16 protein-coding genes are annotated in these 16,803 nt (G+C 60.2%); 12 read left to right on the forward strand and 4 right to left on the reverse strand.

Going from position 1 to position 16,803, the window contains the following annotated elements; translation table 11 throughout:
• Positions 1–7: 7 nt before the first annotated feature.
• Positions 8–415 carry a PA2817 family protein gene (locus HF257_RS31935; protein ID WP_010211653.1) on the forward strand — a complete coding sequence of 136 codons (408 nt, stop codon included), beginning with the start codon at positions 8–10 and terminating at the stop codon, positions 413–415.
• 130 nt (positions 416–545) lie between these two features.
• Here HF257_RS31935 and HF257_RS31940 read toward each other — a convergent pair whose 3' ends face one another.
• On the reverse strand, positions 546–1,478 hold the full coding sequence (locus HF257_RS31940) for a LysR family transcriptional regulator (protein WP_185710587.1): 933 nt from the start codon (positions 1,476–1,478) through the stop codon (positions 546–548).
• An 89-nt stretch (positions 1,479–1,567) separates the two neighbouring features.
• Here HF257_RS31940 and HF257_RS31945 point away from each other — a divergent pair, with 89 nt between their 5' ends.
• The gene (locus tag HF257_RS31945; RefSeq protein WP_185710586.1) at positions 1,568–2,194 is read left to right on the forward strand and encodes an alanyl-tRNA editing protein; all 627 of its coding nucleotides are present in this window, start codon (positions 1,568–1,570) and stop codon (positions 2,192–2,194) included.
• 29 nt (positions 2,195–2,223) lie between these two features.
• Here HF257_RS31945 and HF257_RS31950 read toward each other — a convergent pair whose 3' ends face one another.
• Both HF257_RS31950 and HF257_RS31955 read right to left on the reverse strand, forming a co-directional pair.
• Positions 2,224–3,798 (reverse strand): alkaline phosphatase D family protein, encoded by a 1,575-nt coding sequence (locus HF257_RS31950; RefSeq protein WP_185710585.1) that lies wholly within the window; start codon positions 3,796–3,798, stop codon positions 2,224–2,226.
• The gene (locus HF257_RS31955) at positions 3,795–4,349 is read right to left on the reverse strand and encodes a GNAT family N-acetyltransferase (protein ID WP_185710584.1); all 555 of its coding nucleotides are present in this window, start codon (positions 4,347–4,349) and stop codon (positions 3,795–3,797) included. Before HF257_RS31955 ends, HF257_RS31950 begins: the two co-directional genes overlap by 4 nt.
• Before the next feature lie 190 nt (positions 4,350–4,539).
• Between HF257_RS31955 and HF257_RS31960 the strand changes: the two genes are divergently transcribed.
• The 6 genes from HF257_RS31960 (at position 4,540) to HF257_RS31985 (ending at position 11,746) form a co-directional block, all read left to right on the forward strand.
• On the forward strand, positions 4,540–4,947 hold the full coding sequence (locus HF257_RS31960; protein ID WP_005786670.1) for an ExbD/TolR family protein: 408 nt from the start codon (positions 4,540–4,542) through the stop codon (positions 4,945–4,947).
• A gap of 2 nt (positions 4,948–4,949) precedes the next feature.
• The gene (locus HF257_RS31965) at positions 4,950–5,672 is read left to right on the forward strand and encodes an energy transducer TonB family protein (RefSeq protein ID WP_185710583.1); all 723 of its coding nucleotides are present in this window, start codon (positions 4,950–4,952) and stop codon (positions 5,670–5,672) included.
• Between the two features lie 24 nt (positions 5,673–5,696).
• Entirely contained in the window at positions 5,697–7,976 is a 2,280-nt protein-coding gene (locus tag HF257_RS31970; protein WP_185710582.1) for a TonB-dependent receptor, read from the forward strand.
• Between the two features lie 17 nt (positions 7,977–7,993).
• Positions 7,994–8,641 carry a MotA/TolQ/ExbB proton channel family protein gene (locus tag HF257_RS31975; RefSeq protein ID WP_185710581.1) on the forward strand — a complete coding sequence of 216 codons (648 nt, stop codon included), beginning with the start codon at positions 7,994–7,996 and terminating at the stop codon, positions 8,639–8,641.
• 52 nt (positions 8,642–8,693) lie between these two features.
• A complete protein-coding gene (locus tag HF257_RS31980) occupies positions 8,694–9,911 on the forward strand; it encodes a phospholipase D-like domain-containing protein (protein ID WP_185710580.1) in 1,218 nt (405 codons plus the stop codon).
• A gap of 95 nt (positions 9,912–10,006) precedes the next feature.
• Positions 10,007–11,746 carry a dipeptidase gene (locus HF257_RS31985; protein WP_185710579.1) on the forward strand — a complete coding sequence of 580 codons (1,740 nt, stop codon included), beginning with the start codon at positions 10,007–10,009 and terminating at the stop codon, positions 11,744–11,746.
• A gap of 43 nt (positions 11,747–11,789) precedes the next feature.
• On the opposite strand, the gene HF257_RS31990 is transcribed toward HF257_RS31985, so the two are convergent.
• A complete protein-coding gene (locus HF257_RS31990; RefSeq protein ID WP_185710578.1) occupies positions 11,790–13,451 on the reverse strand; it encodes a M24 family metallopeptidase in 1,662 nt (553 codons plus the stop codon).
• A gap of 77 nt (positions 13,452–13,528) precedes the next feature.
• On the opposite strand from HF257_RS31990, the gene pdxR reads away from it, so the two are divergent.
• The 4 genes from pdxR to HF257_RS32010 all read left to right on the forward strand — a co-directional run.
• On the forward strand, positions 13,529–15,004 hold the full coding sequence (gene pdxR, locus HF257_RS31995; RefSeq protein WP_185710577.1) for a MocR-like pyridoxine biosynthesis transcription factor PdxR: 1,476 nt from the start codon (positions 13,529–13,531) through the stop codon (positions 15,002–15,004).
• 171 nt (positions 15,005–15,175) lie between these two features.
• Entirely contained in the window at positions 15,176–15,994 is an 819-nt protein-coding gene (gene icmH / locus HF257_RS32000; protein ID WP_185710576.1) for a type IVB secretion system protein IcmH/DotU, read from the forward strand.
• A gap of 30 nt (positions 15,995–16,024) precedes the next feature.
• On the forward strand, positions 16,025–16,282 hold the full coding sequence (locus tag HF257_RS32005; RefSeq protein ID WP_185710575.1) for a PAAR domain-containing protein: 258 nt from the start codon (positions 16,025–16,027) through the stop codon (positions 16,280–16,282).
• 25 nt (positions 16,283–16,307) lie between these two features.
• A partial coding sequence (locus tag HF257_RS32010; RefSeq protein ID WP_269835818.1) for a contractile injection system protein, VgrG/Pvc8 family occupies positions 16,308–16,803 on the forward strand: 496 nt, incomplete at its 3' end.

Consider the following 16,803-nt stretch of genomic DNA (forward strand, 5'->3'; position numbering starts at 1 on the left):
TTATCTCGTGTCCAACGTCGTTGCCGATCATCTCGTCTTGCTCGACCACCTGCGCAGCATCCTGGTAGCCGTCGGCGAAGCCGAACAGGTTCCCGAGGAAAGCCACTCGCTGTTCCTGGAGCGTTTCGACGAATTGCGCGCCCTGCTGCCGATCGACCCGATCGAAAGCCAGTATCTGGGCCAGGACCTGATGAGCCAGGTCATCCTGCGCTACCCACAAATTGCCCACCTGGTACCGCGCGACCTGCTGTGGTTCTTTGGTGGTGACTGCCTGCACTTCATGCCCGATGAAGAACTGGACCTGTACCAGGCCCTGGAAGAACGTCGCTTCGAAGCCGAACAGAACGACGAACCGTTCGACTGGAACCAGGAAAAGCAACTGCTGGCCATGCCAGACGACCAAAGCAAGCACTGATTCTTCCAGACACTGCTGAACTAAAATGTGGGAGCGGGCTTGCTCGCGAATGCGGTGGATCAGTCATCACATCGAGTGACTGACACTGCGCATTCGCGAGCAAGCCCGCTCCCACATTTGCACCGCGTTTCTACCGGTGGCGAAGGGTCGGCTCCTTGGCCATGCACTCCACCAGATAATCTATAAACACCCGCAACTTGGCTGGCAGATACCGCGTCGGCGAATGCAACAACCACACTTCGCCGTGGTACGACGCAATAAAATCCCACTGCGCCAACACCTGCACCACCGTCCCCGCCTCCAGCGCATGCCGCGCCGTAAAGTACGGCAAGCTGCCTATCCCCACATGCTGCAACACCGCGTCCAGGCGCACTCCGGTGTGGTTCGCCGCATAACGCCCGCGTACCCCCACCGTCACCGTCTTGCCGGCCTGGCGAAATTTCCAACGGGCATCCGCTGGCGTTTCCCCCAGGTAAATGCAGCTGTGTTCCTGCAAATCATGCGGGTGCTGCGGCGTGCCGTGCTCGGCCAAATACTGAGGCGTGGCACACAGCAGATGCTCGATGGGGAACAATGGCCGCCCCACCAAACCCGGCGGTGGGCTTTCGGAAATGCGCAGGATCAGATCCAGGTTGTCATCGATCAAATCCACCGGCCTGTCTTCAAGAATCAACTGCACGTCCACCTTGGGATAGCGCTGCAGAAACGCCGGCATATGCGGGTGAATCACAAACCGTCCCACCGCCTTGGGCACGCTGACGCGCACCAAACCTTCGGCTTCATGGGTGTATTGGCCACTGATTTCCATCACCGAGCGCGCCGCGTTGACCATCTCCTGGCAGCGCTTGAACACCTCTTCACCCCCCTCACTCAGGCGCAGCTTGCGCGTGGTGCGTTGCAATAACCGCGTCGCCAAGGCCTTTTCCAGGCGCGAAATACTGCGGCTCACCGATGACGGCGAAGCGCCCAGCTGCCGGGCGGCTTCGGAGAAACTGCCGGCTTCCACAACTTTGACGAAAATCGCCATTTCAGCCAGCAGCGGCAAAGGAAGATTGATGCTCATGACGCACAGGTCCATTGATAATTGAGCGGATTATCACCGATCCGAGCACTATTTATACTGCCCACAGAACCCTGATGCGGATGTAAATGATGACCGAGCGCCTGTTTTTCACCCATGACCACCTGACGGCCGAGTTGGAAGTGCTCAGTTGCACAGCCCACGAAGGTCTTTTTGCAGTCGTCTTGCAATCGACGATCTTCCATCCCCAAGGTGGCGGGCAGCCCTTCGACACTGGCTGGCTGGGCGACAGCCAGGTCGTGCGGGTCACCCAGGAAGCCGACCGCGTGGTGCACTACGTCGACCAACCGGTGGCACCAGGCCCGATCACGGCGCGGGTCGATGAACCACGCCGCACCCTGCACACGCGGTTGCACTCGGCTGGACATTTGATTGGCAACGCCGGCGAAACCCTGGGGTGGATGCCAATCAAGGCGCACCACTGGCCGGGTGAGGGCAAGATCACGTTTATTCGCGGTGAAGCGGCGCAAGCGATCGATGCCGAGGCGATCCAGCAGCAAATCAACCAATGGATCGCTGCCGACCACCCTCGCCACATGACCTTGGAAGACGGCACCCGCGAGGTAGGTTTCGGCGAGCTGCCCGCGTATGCGTGTGGCGGTACGCATGTGCAGGCGCTGAGCGAATTGGGCCAGGTGACGATCCTGGCCCTGTCGGAGAAAAAAGGCGCGCTGTCGGTGCGCTACGAAATCACCTGACACGCCGCCGCGCGGGGCAAGCCCGCTCACTACAAAGCAATTGCTCCGGGCCTTCCGGGCTCTACGGCAAATGACTTGAGGGTCGACACCGTAGCCACTGGATCACGCGGATCAGTGATCACCCGAAAGTGTGTCAGCATCTTCTGCTCCGCGATCTCCACCGACACATACCCACGCTGGCGGCTGTCGAAAAACTGCACATGGGGGTTGAGCGGCAGCAGCGTCTTGAATGCCTCGAAGGGTGGACCATCGGACGTGACGGACGACCCTACAAACTCGGTAGCGACAATCGGCGAGTCCAGGTCATTGGCGTCAGCGTGCAAGTCCGTGGTCCAGAACGAATGGATATCACCGCCCCAGAACACCGGGTTCTTCAGCTGCCGGCGCTGGATGGACGCCAGCATCCGTTCACGGTTGGCCATGTAGCCGTCCCAACCATCGGTCCAGCGCCCGGGCTTGTGATTGGTCAGGTCACGCTGGTTCAGCGGCGCCACCAACACGTCCTGGGCAATCACGTTCCATTGCGCCTTTGACTCGGCAAACCCGCGATCCAGCCAGGCCTCCTGCTCCCAACCGAGCAGGGTGCGGCGAGGGTCGCGCAAGTCGCTGCAGGTGTTGTCGGCGATATGCCCCTGGTGGCTACCATTGGCCAGGATGCACGGCTGTTCGGAGCGATATTGCCGACCGTCGAGCACATGAAAACGTGCGAGTCGGCCGTAGTCCAAACGCCGATAAATACGCATGTCCGGCCCCTTGGGCACGCTGCTGGCTCGCAGTGGCATGTGTTCGTAAAACGCCTGGTAGGCCGCCGCCCGTTGCTGGAGAAACTGTGCCACCGGAATCTTCGGATCTTGGGACCACTGGTTGGCATAGTCGTTTTGCACCTCGTGATCGTCCCAGGTGGCCACACTGGGCGCAGCCGCGTGCAACGCCTGCAAATCCGGATCGGTTTTGTACAGCGCGTAGCGATTGCGGTAGTCCCTCAGGCTCACCGCATTACCACTGCCATGGGAACGAAACACCTTGCCAGACTCCGGCGCAAAGGAGCTGTCGTAGATATAGTCACCGAGGAAAAACACCAGGTCGGGCTGCTCCGCCGCCAGGTGGCGATAGGCACTGAAGTAACCGCGCTCCCAGTGCGAGCACGACACAAAACCTACTCGAGCCGAGGCCATGGCCTGCACCGGCGGCGTCGTGCGTGCCTGGCCCACAGGGCTTTGCGCGCCGAGGCCGTCGAACTGGTACCAGTACGGCCGACCGGCATCCAGCCCCGCCACTTCGACATGCACGGAATGCGCAAAGCGCTCCGTCGCCATCACCTCGCCCTGCCTGACGATGCGCGTCATCGCTGCATCGCTGGCCACTCGCCAACGTACCGGCACCGCGCGACGCAAGCCACCACGGCCATCGGCGTCATTGAACAGCGGCGCCAGTCGGGTCCAGATCACAAAACCATCGGGCAGTGGATCTCCGGAAGCCACGCCGAGCGTGAACGGATAGTCCACCCCGGCACTGCGCGCAAACGGGCTGAGGATCGAGAACGCGCCAGCCACCGCCAGCCCCGTGAGGATCCGTCGGCGGTCATGGTCCACCGCGCCACTCATACGCGACGTTCCCAGTCTTCACGCACCACGGCGAACCCCAACAGGTCTTCGAATACCCCGTTCTTGAGAAACGCTTCGCGCATGCAGCCCTCAAAGCGCAGGCCGATTTTCTCCATCACCCGCGCCGACTCCTTGTTACGACCGAAGCATTGGCTGCCGATGCGTTGCAGGCCCAACTCGGTAAAGCCGAAGTCCGTCACGGCACTGGCCGCCTCGGCAGCGTAGCCCTGGTTACGGCAGTGCGCTGCCACCCAGCCACCCAAGTGGCCATAGCGATGCCGAGGGTTGAGCCGCAGGCTGACGATGCCGACCAACTCGCCACTCGCATGCTCATGCATGCCCAGGCTGAGCAATTCACCCCCACGGTATTTCGCCTCCATCGCATCAATAAAAACCTGTGCGGTTTCCAGCGTGTAGGGCGATGGAATATTCGCCGTGTTGTCGGCGATTTTCGGCCCGTTGGCGAGGCGGGAAAGTGCCTCGGCCTGGCCCATTTCCAGCGCGCGCAATAGTAGTCGCGCAGTCGATAAATGCGGCAGTGAATGACTCATTCCCGGGGGCCCTCGATGTAAAGTTTTCGAGAATGTACCGTGGGTGTTTCAATTTCATTACGTCATAAAACTGCAAGGTAAATCTCCTGAAAGACGCGTCCTAGAGCCCTCAAAACGTCAATTAATGTTAACCAATCGGTCATTTTTGGTTGTTAGCGTGTCGCCCCTAATTCAACGACGGGGTAGCGGAATGAGAACCTGGGATGAACCCAAGAAACGCAAGGCACACATCGAACTGATCCCAATGATCGACGTGATGATGTTCCTCCTGGTGTTTTTCGTACTCGTGAGCCTGAACGTGATTCCCGCGCTCGGCATGAAGACCCAATTGCCTAGCGCCAGCAGCTCACAACAACTCAAGCCGCAGAACAAATTCATCCTGACCCTGGGCCTGGAAGGCCAACTGCAACTGGATGGCAAAGACCTTACGGTCGACGCCCTGGTACCGGCGCTGAAGGCAGCAGAGAAGCCCGATACCAAGTCGACGATCATCGTCAACAGCGACAAGGGCGTAGAGGTTTCGCGCCTGGTGGAAGTGATGGACACCCTGCGCCTGGGTGGCTTCACCTCCGTGTCCATTGCCACGCGTAAGTCCTGATCATGTACGTCCTGTTTCGTGCGCGTCGGCTGCTGGGCAGTGTCCCGGCCCTGATCGCCCTGGTGCTGATTGCACTGGGTATCCATTCCCAAACCCTGAAAGTCGAGCCGGTGTATGACGAGTCGGCGGTCGAGTTGGCGTTGGTCGAACCTGAGCCGGAAGTAATCCCGGAGCCGGTGGTTGAACAAGAGCCGCCACCGCCGGTGATCGAGGATGAAGAGGCCGAGCCAGCCCCGCCTCCGCCGCCGCCCAAGCCACTGCCAAAACCCAAACCCGAGCCCAAGCCAAAACCTGTGCCCAAGCCGGTGGTAGCCAAACCGACACCGACACCGCCACCTGTGGCCGCCAAACCGGCACCTGCCGCCGTGGCCCAGACCGCCCCGACACCGGCACCGCCCGCACCGCCGAAGGTCGACGGCCAGGCGCTGGAAGGCGGTTACCTCAAGGGTTTGCGCAACGAGTTGGACACTTACAAGCAATACCCCACCGGACGCCAAGCTTCCCTCGAACGCCCAAGCGGCGAGGTAGTGGTCTGGTTGCTGGTAGATCGCCAGGGTCGCGTTCTGGACTCCGGCTTACAAACCCAGGCGTCAAGCATGTTGCTCAACCGGGCAGCCACCAACAGCTTGCGTCGTATCAAGCAAGTCAAGCCGTTCCCCGAGCAAGCCTTCGGGGGGCGCAATGAGCAGCGCTTCACCGCCACCTTCAACTACAGCGTGCAATAAGCACCCGACACCAGGACGACAGTGATGAGGTTCACACGGATTCATCTGGCACTCGTTGCCGCAAGCATGGGCCATGGAATGGTCATGGCAGACACCAGCGACAGCGACGTCGGCACGATTGGGGTTCAGGGCAAGGCCACGGCAGGTGGCGGCTACATGGTGCAAGAAGAAAGCATCAAGGGCCGCTCCACCGTGACCAAGGAAGCGCTGGATAAACAAACCGCCACCGGTAACGCGATCGACAAGCTCAAGTACACCCCGGGCCTGAACATCTCCAGCGAAGACAACACCGGTCTGTCGGGCTTCCGTTTCACCATGCGCGGTCTCAACTCCGACCAAGTGGGCATGTCGGTAGACGGCATGCCGATCAACGACTCCGGCAACTACGCGTTGTATTCCAACTTGCTGGGCGACCCGGAAAACATCGACCAGATCTTCGTCACCCAAGGCTCATCCGAAGCCGACGGCCCGCACATCGGTTCCAGCGGCGGCAACATCGGCATCGTGACGATTCGCCCGACCAAGGAAACCGGTGCGTTCGTCAAACAGGTGATGGGCAGCAACGCCACCCGCAAGACCTTTGCGCGCCTGAACACCGGTGAAGTCAACGGCCTGAGCAACTGGCTGTCGGTGTCCCATACCGAAGGTGACATGTGGCGCGGCTCGGGTGCCGTGCGTGCGGACAAGGTGGAGTGGAACAGCTTCTTCGATGCCGGCAACGGCAACACGGCCAACCTGATCCTCAAGTACCACGAGCAGGACAACAACAGTTACAGCCAGCTGACCAAGGCCCAGTACCAGCAGAATGGCCGCAAGTACGACCCCTACCCGGCCACCCCGACCGTGGGCAGCAACGGCAAGGTCAACAGCTACTACGCCCTGGCGCAGAACCCGTTCCAGACCTTTACCGGCGTACTCAACACCCAGTTCAAGCTGGCCGATAACCTGGCCCTCTCCGTCATCCCGTATTACTACTGGGGCAACGGCAGCGGCGTGGGCTCCTCCAGCTACGCACTCAACCGCGGCTCGAACGCGGGCGGTGTATTCGACCTGAGCAACCTGCCGACCGCCGCGCAGTACAACGCCGACGGTTCTTCCACGACCGGCGTGTACTACCGCCCTTCCCGCACCCAGACCTGGCGCCCGGGCATCACCACCAAGCTGAACTGGGACCTGGACGAACACAGCCTGCAATTCGGCTACTGGTATGAGCGCGCACGCCAAAGCCAGACCCAACCGTTCATTGCGCTCAAGAACAGCGGCAAGCCTAGCGACACCTGGCCGGATGGCAACGCCGTGGTCGACGCCAACGGCAACACCGTACAAGGTCGCGACCGCTTCACCGTGACCCCGGCGCAAAAAGTCTGGGCCCAGGACACTTGGTACATCAACCCGGACTGGACCCTGGTGGCGGGCCTCGCCTACATGAACGTCGAGCGTGACGGCACCAACCACGGCAGCCTCACCGAGCAAGCCGAAAAACGTAACCAGACCTACAACAAGCTGCTGCCCAACGTCGGCCTCAAGTACCAACTGGATGAGCGTGACCAGTTGTTCTACAGCCTGTCGCGCAACATGCGTATCCCGCAGAACTACGTGCTGTACGACAAGGGCGTGGACTCGATCAACTCCAAGCCGGAAACCAGCTGGAACCACGAGTTGGGCTGGCGCTTCACCGGTGACGACATGACCGTCGCCGCCACCTTGTTCTACATGCAGTTCAAGGATCGCCAGGTTTCGTCCAAGGATATCAACGGCGACTTCGCCGACATCAACGCCGGCTCCGTCAACAACAGCGGCCTGGAACTGGAGTGGAGCGGCCTACTGCCCAATCACTTCAACTACTACACCTCCTACACCTACACCAAGGCCGAGCAGCAAGACGACCTGACCGTCTACAACGCAGGCAAAGCGATCCTGTTGCCGACCAGTGGCAAGCAGTTCGCCAACGTGCCGAAAAACATGCTGGCAGCCAACATCGGTTATGACGACGGGCGCTTCTACGGCACCTTCGGCGGCAAGTACACCAGCAAGCTCTACGGCGACCTGACCAACGACGAAGCGATCTCCGGGCGCACCGTCTTCAACGCCGGCGCCGGTATCTACCTGCCGGTGGACAAGAAGGTCGTGAAGGACGCGACCCTGCGCCTGAACGTCGACAACCTGTTCGACAAGAAGTACCTGGATGGCGTGTACACCACCAAGACCAACTCGGCCACCTACAGCGGTTTCCGCGACGGCGACCCGGCGTACATCGTTGGCCTGGAACGCACCGTGACGGTTTCCCTGGAAGCCAATTTCTAACTGCGAGGTAAGTGAACATGGACATGAATGTGCTCCACGACATCACCTTCTATGTGATGTATGCCGCGATGGCCATCGCCATCTTTATCACCATCGAACGCGGGATCTTCTTCGCCTATGTGCGCCGCCAAGCGCGCGCCCTGACCGAAGTGCTGGGCGCCAATGTGCACAGCGAGCGTGACCTGCCAGAAAGCTTGACCCGTCGCGACAGCCTGCCGTTGAGCATGGTGCTGCCGGTATTGGCACAGAAAGCCACCCACGGTTCGCGCAAGGACCTGGATGACGTGATCGAAACCCAGTACCTGACCACCCGTGCCCCACTGGCCCGCAGCCTGTGGATCATCGAAACCATCACCACTGCCGCGCCACTGCTGGGCTTGCTGGGGACCATCCTCGGCATCATCGACACCTTCAAGGCGTTGGCATCGGCCGGTGTGTCCGACCCAGGCCAGATTTCCGGTGGTATCGGTACGGCCTTGTTCGCAACCGGCCTGGGGATCGCCATCGCGCTGTTCTGCGTGGTGTTCCACAACTTCTTCCAGGACAGCCTGGAGCGCATCAACGATCAGCTGAAGATCCTGCTGATCCGCGCTGCCACCGGCGCCCGCGTACAAAGCGAAGTGCCACACCTGGTACCGACGCCGCTGCACAGCCGCACTGCGTAATCGTTCAGGCGGGCGCGCAATGCGCCCGCCTTTTTTCTACAAAGAGATTCCTATGCCCATCTCCTTGAAGTTGCGTGTCGCAGGCCTCGCCGGCTTGCTCCTCAGTCCGCTTGCCCAGGCGGACTTTTCAATTGCGGGGTTTGAACTGGTGCACACCGTGCCGGTGGACACCGCCCTGGGTACTGCCGATCTGCGCCAGCCAGGCCCTGTATGGATCGAGCTGTTTGACGCGGCCAAAAGCAGCATTGATATCGGCCAGTTCTACGCGGCCGATCACCCCGGCTCGGTGATGGACACCGTGATCGAGCACCTTGAAGCCGCCGGCAAACGCGGTGTGAAGATTCGCTTTTTGCTGGAAGAAAAAGGCATCAAGTTGTCAGAAGCGTCCACCCTGGAACGCTTGCGAGCAATCCCCAACCTCACCTTCCGCGTGCTCGCGTATGGGCAACTGAGCGGTGGGATCATTCATGCCAAATACATGGTGGTCGACGGCAAGCAGGCTTTTGTCGGCAGCCAGAATTTTGATTGGCGCTCGCTGGAACACATCCACGAAACCGGGCTGCGCATCAGCGACCCAACCGTGGTTGGCCAGGTGCAGGCCATCTTCAATCAAGACTGGCAAGCCCAGGCCGCGCTTGCCGAAAACAAACCCGTGCCGCTGCCCGTCGCTGGCACGGAACCACCCCGCACCGGCAATTACCTGGTCGCCAGCCCGCAACGTTACAACCCGCCGGGCGTCGGTGATTCACAGCTGGAACTGCCACGCCTGCTCGGCGAAGCAAAGAAGGAAGTGCGCGTGCAATTGCTGGACTATGCACCGCTGTCCTACGGACCGGACCGAACGCGTCCGTACTACGCCGTGATCGATAACGCCGTACGCGCCGCCGCAGCACGTGGCGTGTCGATCAAGCTGATGGTATCCAATTGGAACACCGACAAACTGGAACTGCCCTACCTCAAGAGCTTGGCCGTACTGCCCAACGTGCAGGTCAAAATCGTCACGCTGCCCGAAGCCAAGCAAGGGTTTATCCCTTACGCGCGGGTGATCCACAGCAAGACGATGGAAGTTGACGGGCAAGTGGCCTGGATCGGCACCAGCAACTGGCTGGGCGGTTACCTGGATAACTCGCGCAACCTTGAGGTGGTGATGCACAACGAACCGATGGCCAAACGTGTAGGGGAATTGCACGAGCAACTGTGGGATGGGCCCTACGCCAAGGCCTTGAGTGTCACGGATGAATACCCTGCGCCCCACCCGGGCCAGCATTGACGATACGCACCTGAGTAATGGTAGTGTGTGGAAATGTTTCTGACGTTTCGGTCAGAAACTTCTTACTCACTACCTGCAAAGGAATGCCTCTAGCAATGCACTTTCCACTCAAGCAACTGGTTGCGGCCACCCTGTTCGCCGTCGGCCTTTCGGCTGTCACCACGCCCGCCCTCGCCAACATCACCCCGGACCAAAGCGCGGCGATTCTCAAGAGCTTCAACGAAACGTCTGTCACTGATTTCCGAGGTTTCCTAGGCACCCTGGCCAAGGGCGACCTGGGCAAAACCAGCGATGTGGGCCCGGCGATCAGCGCCTTTCTCGACAACAAAACCTTGAGCGCCGATCAGCAGAACGAAATCAATCGACTGCTGGGCATTTACACACGGGTCAAGTACGGCAAGGCCGCCACCGAAACCCTGCGCGAGTTGGTGGAAATCCCGACGTTCAACGTCGACGGCCTGCCACAGTACAAGAACCCGGAATTCCTCAAGATCGCCGGCAAGATCCAGGACCTGGCCAAAGCCTTCAACCTGAACTTCCGCAATGTCGATAACCGTGTCTATGAAATTTCCCTAGAAGGCAGCGGCGATGAAGTAGTGGGCATCCACGCCCACGCCGATGTGGTGCCGGTGACACCGGAAAACTGGGTGCTCAAAGACGGCACCAAGCTTGATCCGTTCAAGGTCACGCTGATTGGCGACCGCATGTACGGCCGTGGCACTGAGGATGACAAGAACGGCATCGTAGTGGCGATGTATGCCATGAAAGTCATCAAGGAAGAGAAGCTGCCGCTGGCGCGCACGTTCAAGTTGCTGGTGGACACCACCGAGGAAACCTCGGGCGACGCGATCCCCTACTACTTCGAACACAACCCGACGCCGCAGTACAACTTGGCGCTGGATGGTGGCTACCCGGTGGTGATTGCCGAAAAAGGCTACGGCACCGTCATGGCCACCTTCCCCCGCCGTAAAGGTGAAGGCAAAGGCGCGGAAATCATTTCGATGACCGGCGGCATGGCAACCAACCAGATTCCGTCGGCGTCGGTGGCGACGTTCGTGAGCGACAAGCCTGCAGAATTGGCCGCCAGCCTGCAAAAAGCCGGCGCGGAATACGTCAAGGCGAACGGCGCCGACTTCGAAGTGGCGGCCAAGGTGGTCGGCAAAGAGGTCAAGCTGACGGTGACGGGTGTATCGGCGCACTCCTCCGAGCCAGAATCGGGTATCAACCCAGTGGCACGCATGCTGGAGCTGATCCACAGCGTAGACGGCAAGATCGCACTCAAGCACAACCACATCACCGATGCAGCACGTTACGCCTCCGACAACTGGGGCCTGGACTACCTGGGTGGCAAATTGGGCGTGGGCTTTTCCGATGCGTTCATGGGGCCACTGACCACGTCGCTGACGTTTGTCGGGCTGGACGACAAGGCCTTCAAGCTGGCCGTGAACCTGCGGGTACCGAAGGGCAAGTCCCCGGAAAAACTGAAAGCCGAGATTGCCGACAAACTGAGCGCCTGGGACAAAAAAACCAAGGTCAAGGTGGACTTCACGTACTCGGTCGCTGAACCGATGTACCGCAACCCCGAAGGCGAATGGGTGAAGGCGCTGTTGGCAGTGGCCAGTGAAAACCTGGGCATGGAACATAAGTTCGGTACTTCAGCCGGCGCAACCTCGGTGCATGAACTGCCCAATGGCGTGCAGTTCGGCCTGGCGCGCCCGGAAGTGAAGTACACCGGGCACACCGACAATGAGTTCAAGACGGTGGACCAGTTCCTGCTGGACTTGCAGATCGTCACTGAAATGATGGGCCGTGTGGGGCAGTTGCCGACGCTCTGATCCACGTTCTGATGTAAAGGAGCCCGCCGCAATGGCGGGCTCTTCAGGCGTGCAGCATCAACATATCCTCAAAAAATCCTCCGACAGGTTCCGTGGGATGGCACAGCTGGATCTCCAGGACCCAGGCCATTTCACTCGGTGGGATTTCCAGATCCGCCAGCTCCTTGTTTTCGAACAACGCGTGGGGGAAATCCGCAAGGCGATGACCCGCAAGGTTGCGCGCCAGCCTCCAGCCTTTTGACACGGCGCTTTGCTCGGCATAGTCATAGAGTTCGCGGCCGGTAAGGCCACCCAACCAGGCTTCGCGGGTCTCGTCGAACACCTCGTGCAGTGCGGTTTTGCATGCCAAGTGCAGCGGCGAATCTCCGAACACAAAGGTATCGCCGTAGTCGCCCTCGTAGCCGTCCCATACCGGCCCCAGGTCAACCACGACGATATCGCTGGCGCGCAGCCTGCGCTGGGGGTCAATCCCTTCGCGGGATGGGCGGATGGTGTCGTCGCCAAAGCGGATATAGGTCGGATGCCAAGTATGTGACGCGCCCATGGCCTGCAGTTGTTCAGCCGCCATATCGAGGGCCTCGCCGGTCGTCATGCCAACCCTCAATTGACTGGCGATTGCCGCCAGGGCTCGAATGGACTGCGCGCGCGCCGCCAGCATGCCGTCCAGGGAGTAGCGCGGGCCGACCTTTTCCCAGATCGGATTCAGCGGCTTTGGCGCCTTGCCAGCGCTCGACAGGCCGCTGGGTACAAAGGCTTCCGCGACAAACCGGTGGCTGGGCAAACCCGCCTCGAGGCATTCCGTACGCACCTGATTGATCATTGCGCCATTACCACACGCATACACCTGGACCGCTTCCCAGGAATGCCCATGGCTCAGCGCAACCTCCTGCACCCGCCCCTGCGAAGCGAGCACCGGGTGCCAGTGAAAACGTGGGTGGTCGATGACGGCTTTATTCAGGAACACGCCGTCGTAAAAATCTGCCGGCTGCGTGCCACCCCAGTACAACGTCACGTCGACATCACGCGCCAACGCGGTCAGAAGAATAGGCTTGATACCCGCGTAGCCGGTGCCCGTGGCGAACAGGACCACAGGTGCATCGTCATTGTCCTGCCAGGTACAGGCACCAAAAGGCCCTTCCAGTTGCAACAAATCGCCAGCATCAAGGTCGCCCAGGATGACCTCGGAAAAAAGCCCGCCGCACACCTGGCGAATCTGAAATACCAGACGCCCATCGTCATCAGCTGGGAGGTTGGCAATCGAGAAACACCGCGAATCGCCGTCGACCAGGCGGAACTTGAGGTACTGCCCCGCTCGCACCGCCAACGGCCTGTCCGGCATCACGACCAGTTCAACGATATCGGGGCTCAATGCGCGCTTGCTCACAACCTGCGCCTCAACCATCAATACCGGGGTGTCCAGGGACCAACCGGGAATTTCCAGGCGCATGTCGCCGCATGCGTGGCTTTGGCACAGCAGCATTTCATTGGCCGCGAGGGGGTAGCATGGCGCGGGAGCGTCCGGCGCCAGGTGCTTGGCCCGGTACTCGCCTTGCGCCACCACCACCTTGCACGATCCGCACGCACCGCGTCGGCAGGAAAAAGGTACGGACAGGCCGTTGGCGAGCATCGCGTCCAGCAACAACTCGTCACCGATTTCAAAGGTCTTCCCCGAGGGGGACAGTTCGATGACATGACGTGTATTCATAACAACCTCGGGGCGAGTGAGGCCTGATTGTTGCGCTAGACTAGGCCCATTAAAACCTCCAGTTTTGGATACTTCAGATGGTCCAGATGCGAAAATGGCGACCGCTGCTCAAGCTGGACGAACGTGCCGGCCAAGCGTCCTACCGCACGATTGCCGAAGGCCTCGTGACCGCGATCGTCGAGGGGCGATTGCCGCCCGGCACGTTGCTGCCGGGCACGCGGGAAATGGCGCAGTTGCTCGACGTCAACCGCAAGACCGTGATCCTGGCCTACGAAGAGGCCATGACCAAGGGTTGGCTGGTCAGCGAGCCGCGACGCGGGACCTTCGTCAATGCGCAACTGGCGCCCAAGCATCTGCCGAGTCGCGTGCAGCAGTCCTTTGCTCCGTCCATCCTGCCCCAGCCAGTCGTGCCGTATTTCACCCAGAACGCCCAGGTGACGGCGCTGCAACACCAGCAAAACGCACTGTTTTTCGATAACGGCACCAGCGACCACCGCTTGCTGCCCCAAGCCGTGCTGCATCGCTATTACCGCAATGCCCTGCGCAACAGCTTTACATCAAACACCGTGCGCTACGGCAGCGAGGGCACTGGTTACCATCTACGCTGCGCACTGGCCGAAATGTTGCGCAATAACCGCGGGCTGACGGTAGGCGCCGAGAACATCTGCCTGACCCAAGGCACCCAAATGTCGCTGTACCTGACCGCCAGCCTCTTGCTGAAACCCGGCGACGTGGTGCTGGTGGAGCGTCTGAGTTACCCGCCGGCCTGGGAGATTTTCCGAAAGCTGGGCGCGCAACTGGTCACGGTGGACGTAGACGAAGAAGGCTGTCGCACCGACCAGATCGATCGCCTGTGCCGCACGCATAAAGTGCGCATGATCTACCTCACGCCACACCACCAGTTCCCCACCACCGTGAGCCTGCACGCGGCGCGACGGCAACAGCTGTTGGCATTGGCGGCGCTGCATGATTTCTGCATCATCGAAGAAGATTACGACCACGAATATCACTTCAACGGGCGGCCCTACCTGCCCCTGGCCAGCGACCGCGCGCAGCGCCATGTGATCTATGTGGGTTCATTATCCAAGGCGCTCGGCTCAACGTTTCGCTGCAGTTATGTGGTTGCCCCCGCGCAGGTGGTTGAGGCCCTGCACAGCAACGCCGCGCTGATGCTGGGCGATGCCGATGCAGTGGCGCAGAAGATGCTCGCCGACCTGATCAACGACGGCGAACTCAAGAAACATCTGCGCCGAGTCTCGAAGGAATACCGCGCCCGTCGCGAAACCTTGCAGGGTTGCTTGCATGAGGCATTTGGCGATCGGATCAAGGTGCGGGAACCGGAAGGCGGCCTGGCGCTGTGGGTACGCTTCGACGATGAAATCAATGTTGATTCAATGGTGAGCGCGGCCGTTGGGCACGGGTTGGTCGTGCGCAGCGGTCGGCAATTCTCACCGATGGATCAGCCGGAAAATGCACTGCGCCTGGGATTCGCCTCACTCAACCAGGATGAAATCCGCGAGGCGACGTTGCGTCTGGCCCGAGCATGTGGGTAGGAAAACGAAACGCCCGCCGAAGACAGTCAAAACTGACAGCCTATTGCACCAGCAATTGTAGGACGACTCTTGATCGCCCCTGCCCTATTGAAGCGCCAAATCTTGTTTGCCTAGAGTGACGCCAGCAGCGAATTTCCCTGCAGGATAGGCATAAATAGATGAGTGCACGCGATGAGTGACGCCCTATCGAACAGTACCACCCACACACAACCAACACCTGCCGCTTTGGCCGACAACACCCCTGAACCGACATCTACTGACACCAAGCCCGAACTGCTGCTCGCAGATCCCGAGTTCGTCATGCGCGGTGTGGCGTGGAACCCGCTGTGCGATGCCGCCACGCCCTTGATCGGCCTGGTGATCCGAATACGGCGCCTGGACCAGCATGCGGACGTGCCTGCGTTGTACCGCAGCGTCAGCAACCAGATCACCACGATCATGGAAGAAGTCAGCCAACTCGACTACGACGACGGCATGCTCAAGGCCTATTCCTACAGCTTGTGCCTGTTATTGGATGAAGTTGTCATGAACACCGCCTGGGGCAAGTCCTCCACGTGGAGTGCACGCTCACTGCTCAGTCAGTTTCATAAAGAGACGTGGGGTGGCGAAAAATTCTTTACCGTCATGAACAACATGATCCCCGAAGCGGCCCGGTACCAGCATGTACTGGAGTTCATGTACCAGTGCCTGGTCTCCGGTCTCAAGGGCAAATATGGCGCCCGTACCAACGGCGACGACGAAGTACAAAAAATCATCACCCAACTGCACGGCCTGCTGCGCCCCCTGCGCGGCGAAACACCCAAGCGCCTGACCAACCCACTGGCCAACGTCGCCCCGCGCAATTACCGCATCAAACGCACGTGGCCGCTGTGGACTCCATGGGCCCTGGCCGCCGTCGTCCTGGCCACGGCTTACACGATTTACACCCTGCGCCTGAACGCTATCACCCAAGAGGTGCTTGCCTCGCTGGACAAAATTCTAAAGCTCTGACCCCTACGTAAAAAACTATCAGGAGGCCATATGCCTGCCGTCGTATTGGTCGGTCACGACCATGCTTGTCCATCGTGTGGACCGGTCACTGTCACCAGTGGATCAGGAAGTTTCAGTGTCAACGGACGAGCCGTCGCCCGTGTTGGCGACACGCTCGGTTGCGGAGCCGTAATTTCCAGCGGCTCAGCGTTGATGATTATCGAAGGCCAACCTGTAGCAAGGATCGGGGACACCACCGATCACGGCGGCGTCCTGGAAAACGGCGACGCTAGTTGGCTGATCAACTGACCCGGACTCACCACAAGGAGGTTTCATGCCCCGTCAAAGCGACCTGCGCTACACCTTCGAACCGCTGCGGGGCGATCCCTTCGAAGTGGTCTCATTTACCCTTCAAGAAGGCCTATCCCAACCGTTCAAACTGGAACTGGAACTCGTCAGCCATCACCCGGCGATCGACTTCTACCGCATGCTCGACCTGGCGGCAGTGTTCACCATCTGGCGCGACGACACCCCGGTACGCTACGTCCACGGCCTGGTCAGCCTGTTCCAGCAAGGTGACACCGGCTTTCGACGCACCCGCTACACCGCCATAGTTGAACCGACCCTGAAACGTTTCGACCTGCGCTCCAACTGGCGCATCTTCCAGGGCCAGACCGTGCCCGACATCATCACCAGCATGCTGGCCGAGCAAAAGCTGACCGACATCCGCAGCGAGATCTGCTTCGAGCACCAACCCCGCGAATACTGCGTACAGGCCGGCGAAACCGACCTCGACTTCATCGCCCGCCTCGCCGCCGAAGAAGGCCTGC

The organism is Pseudomonas cremoris (assembly GCF_014230465.1).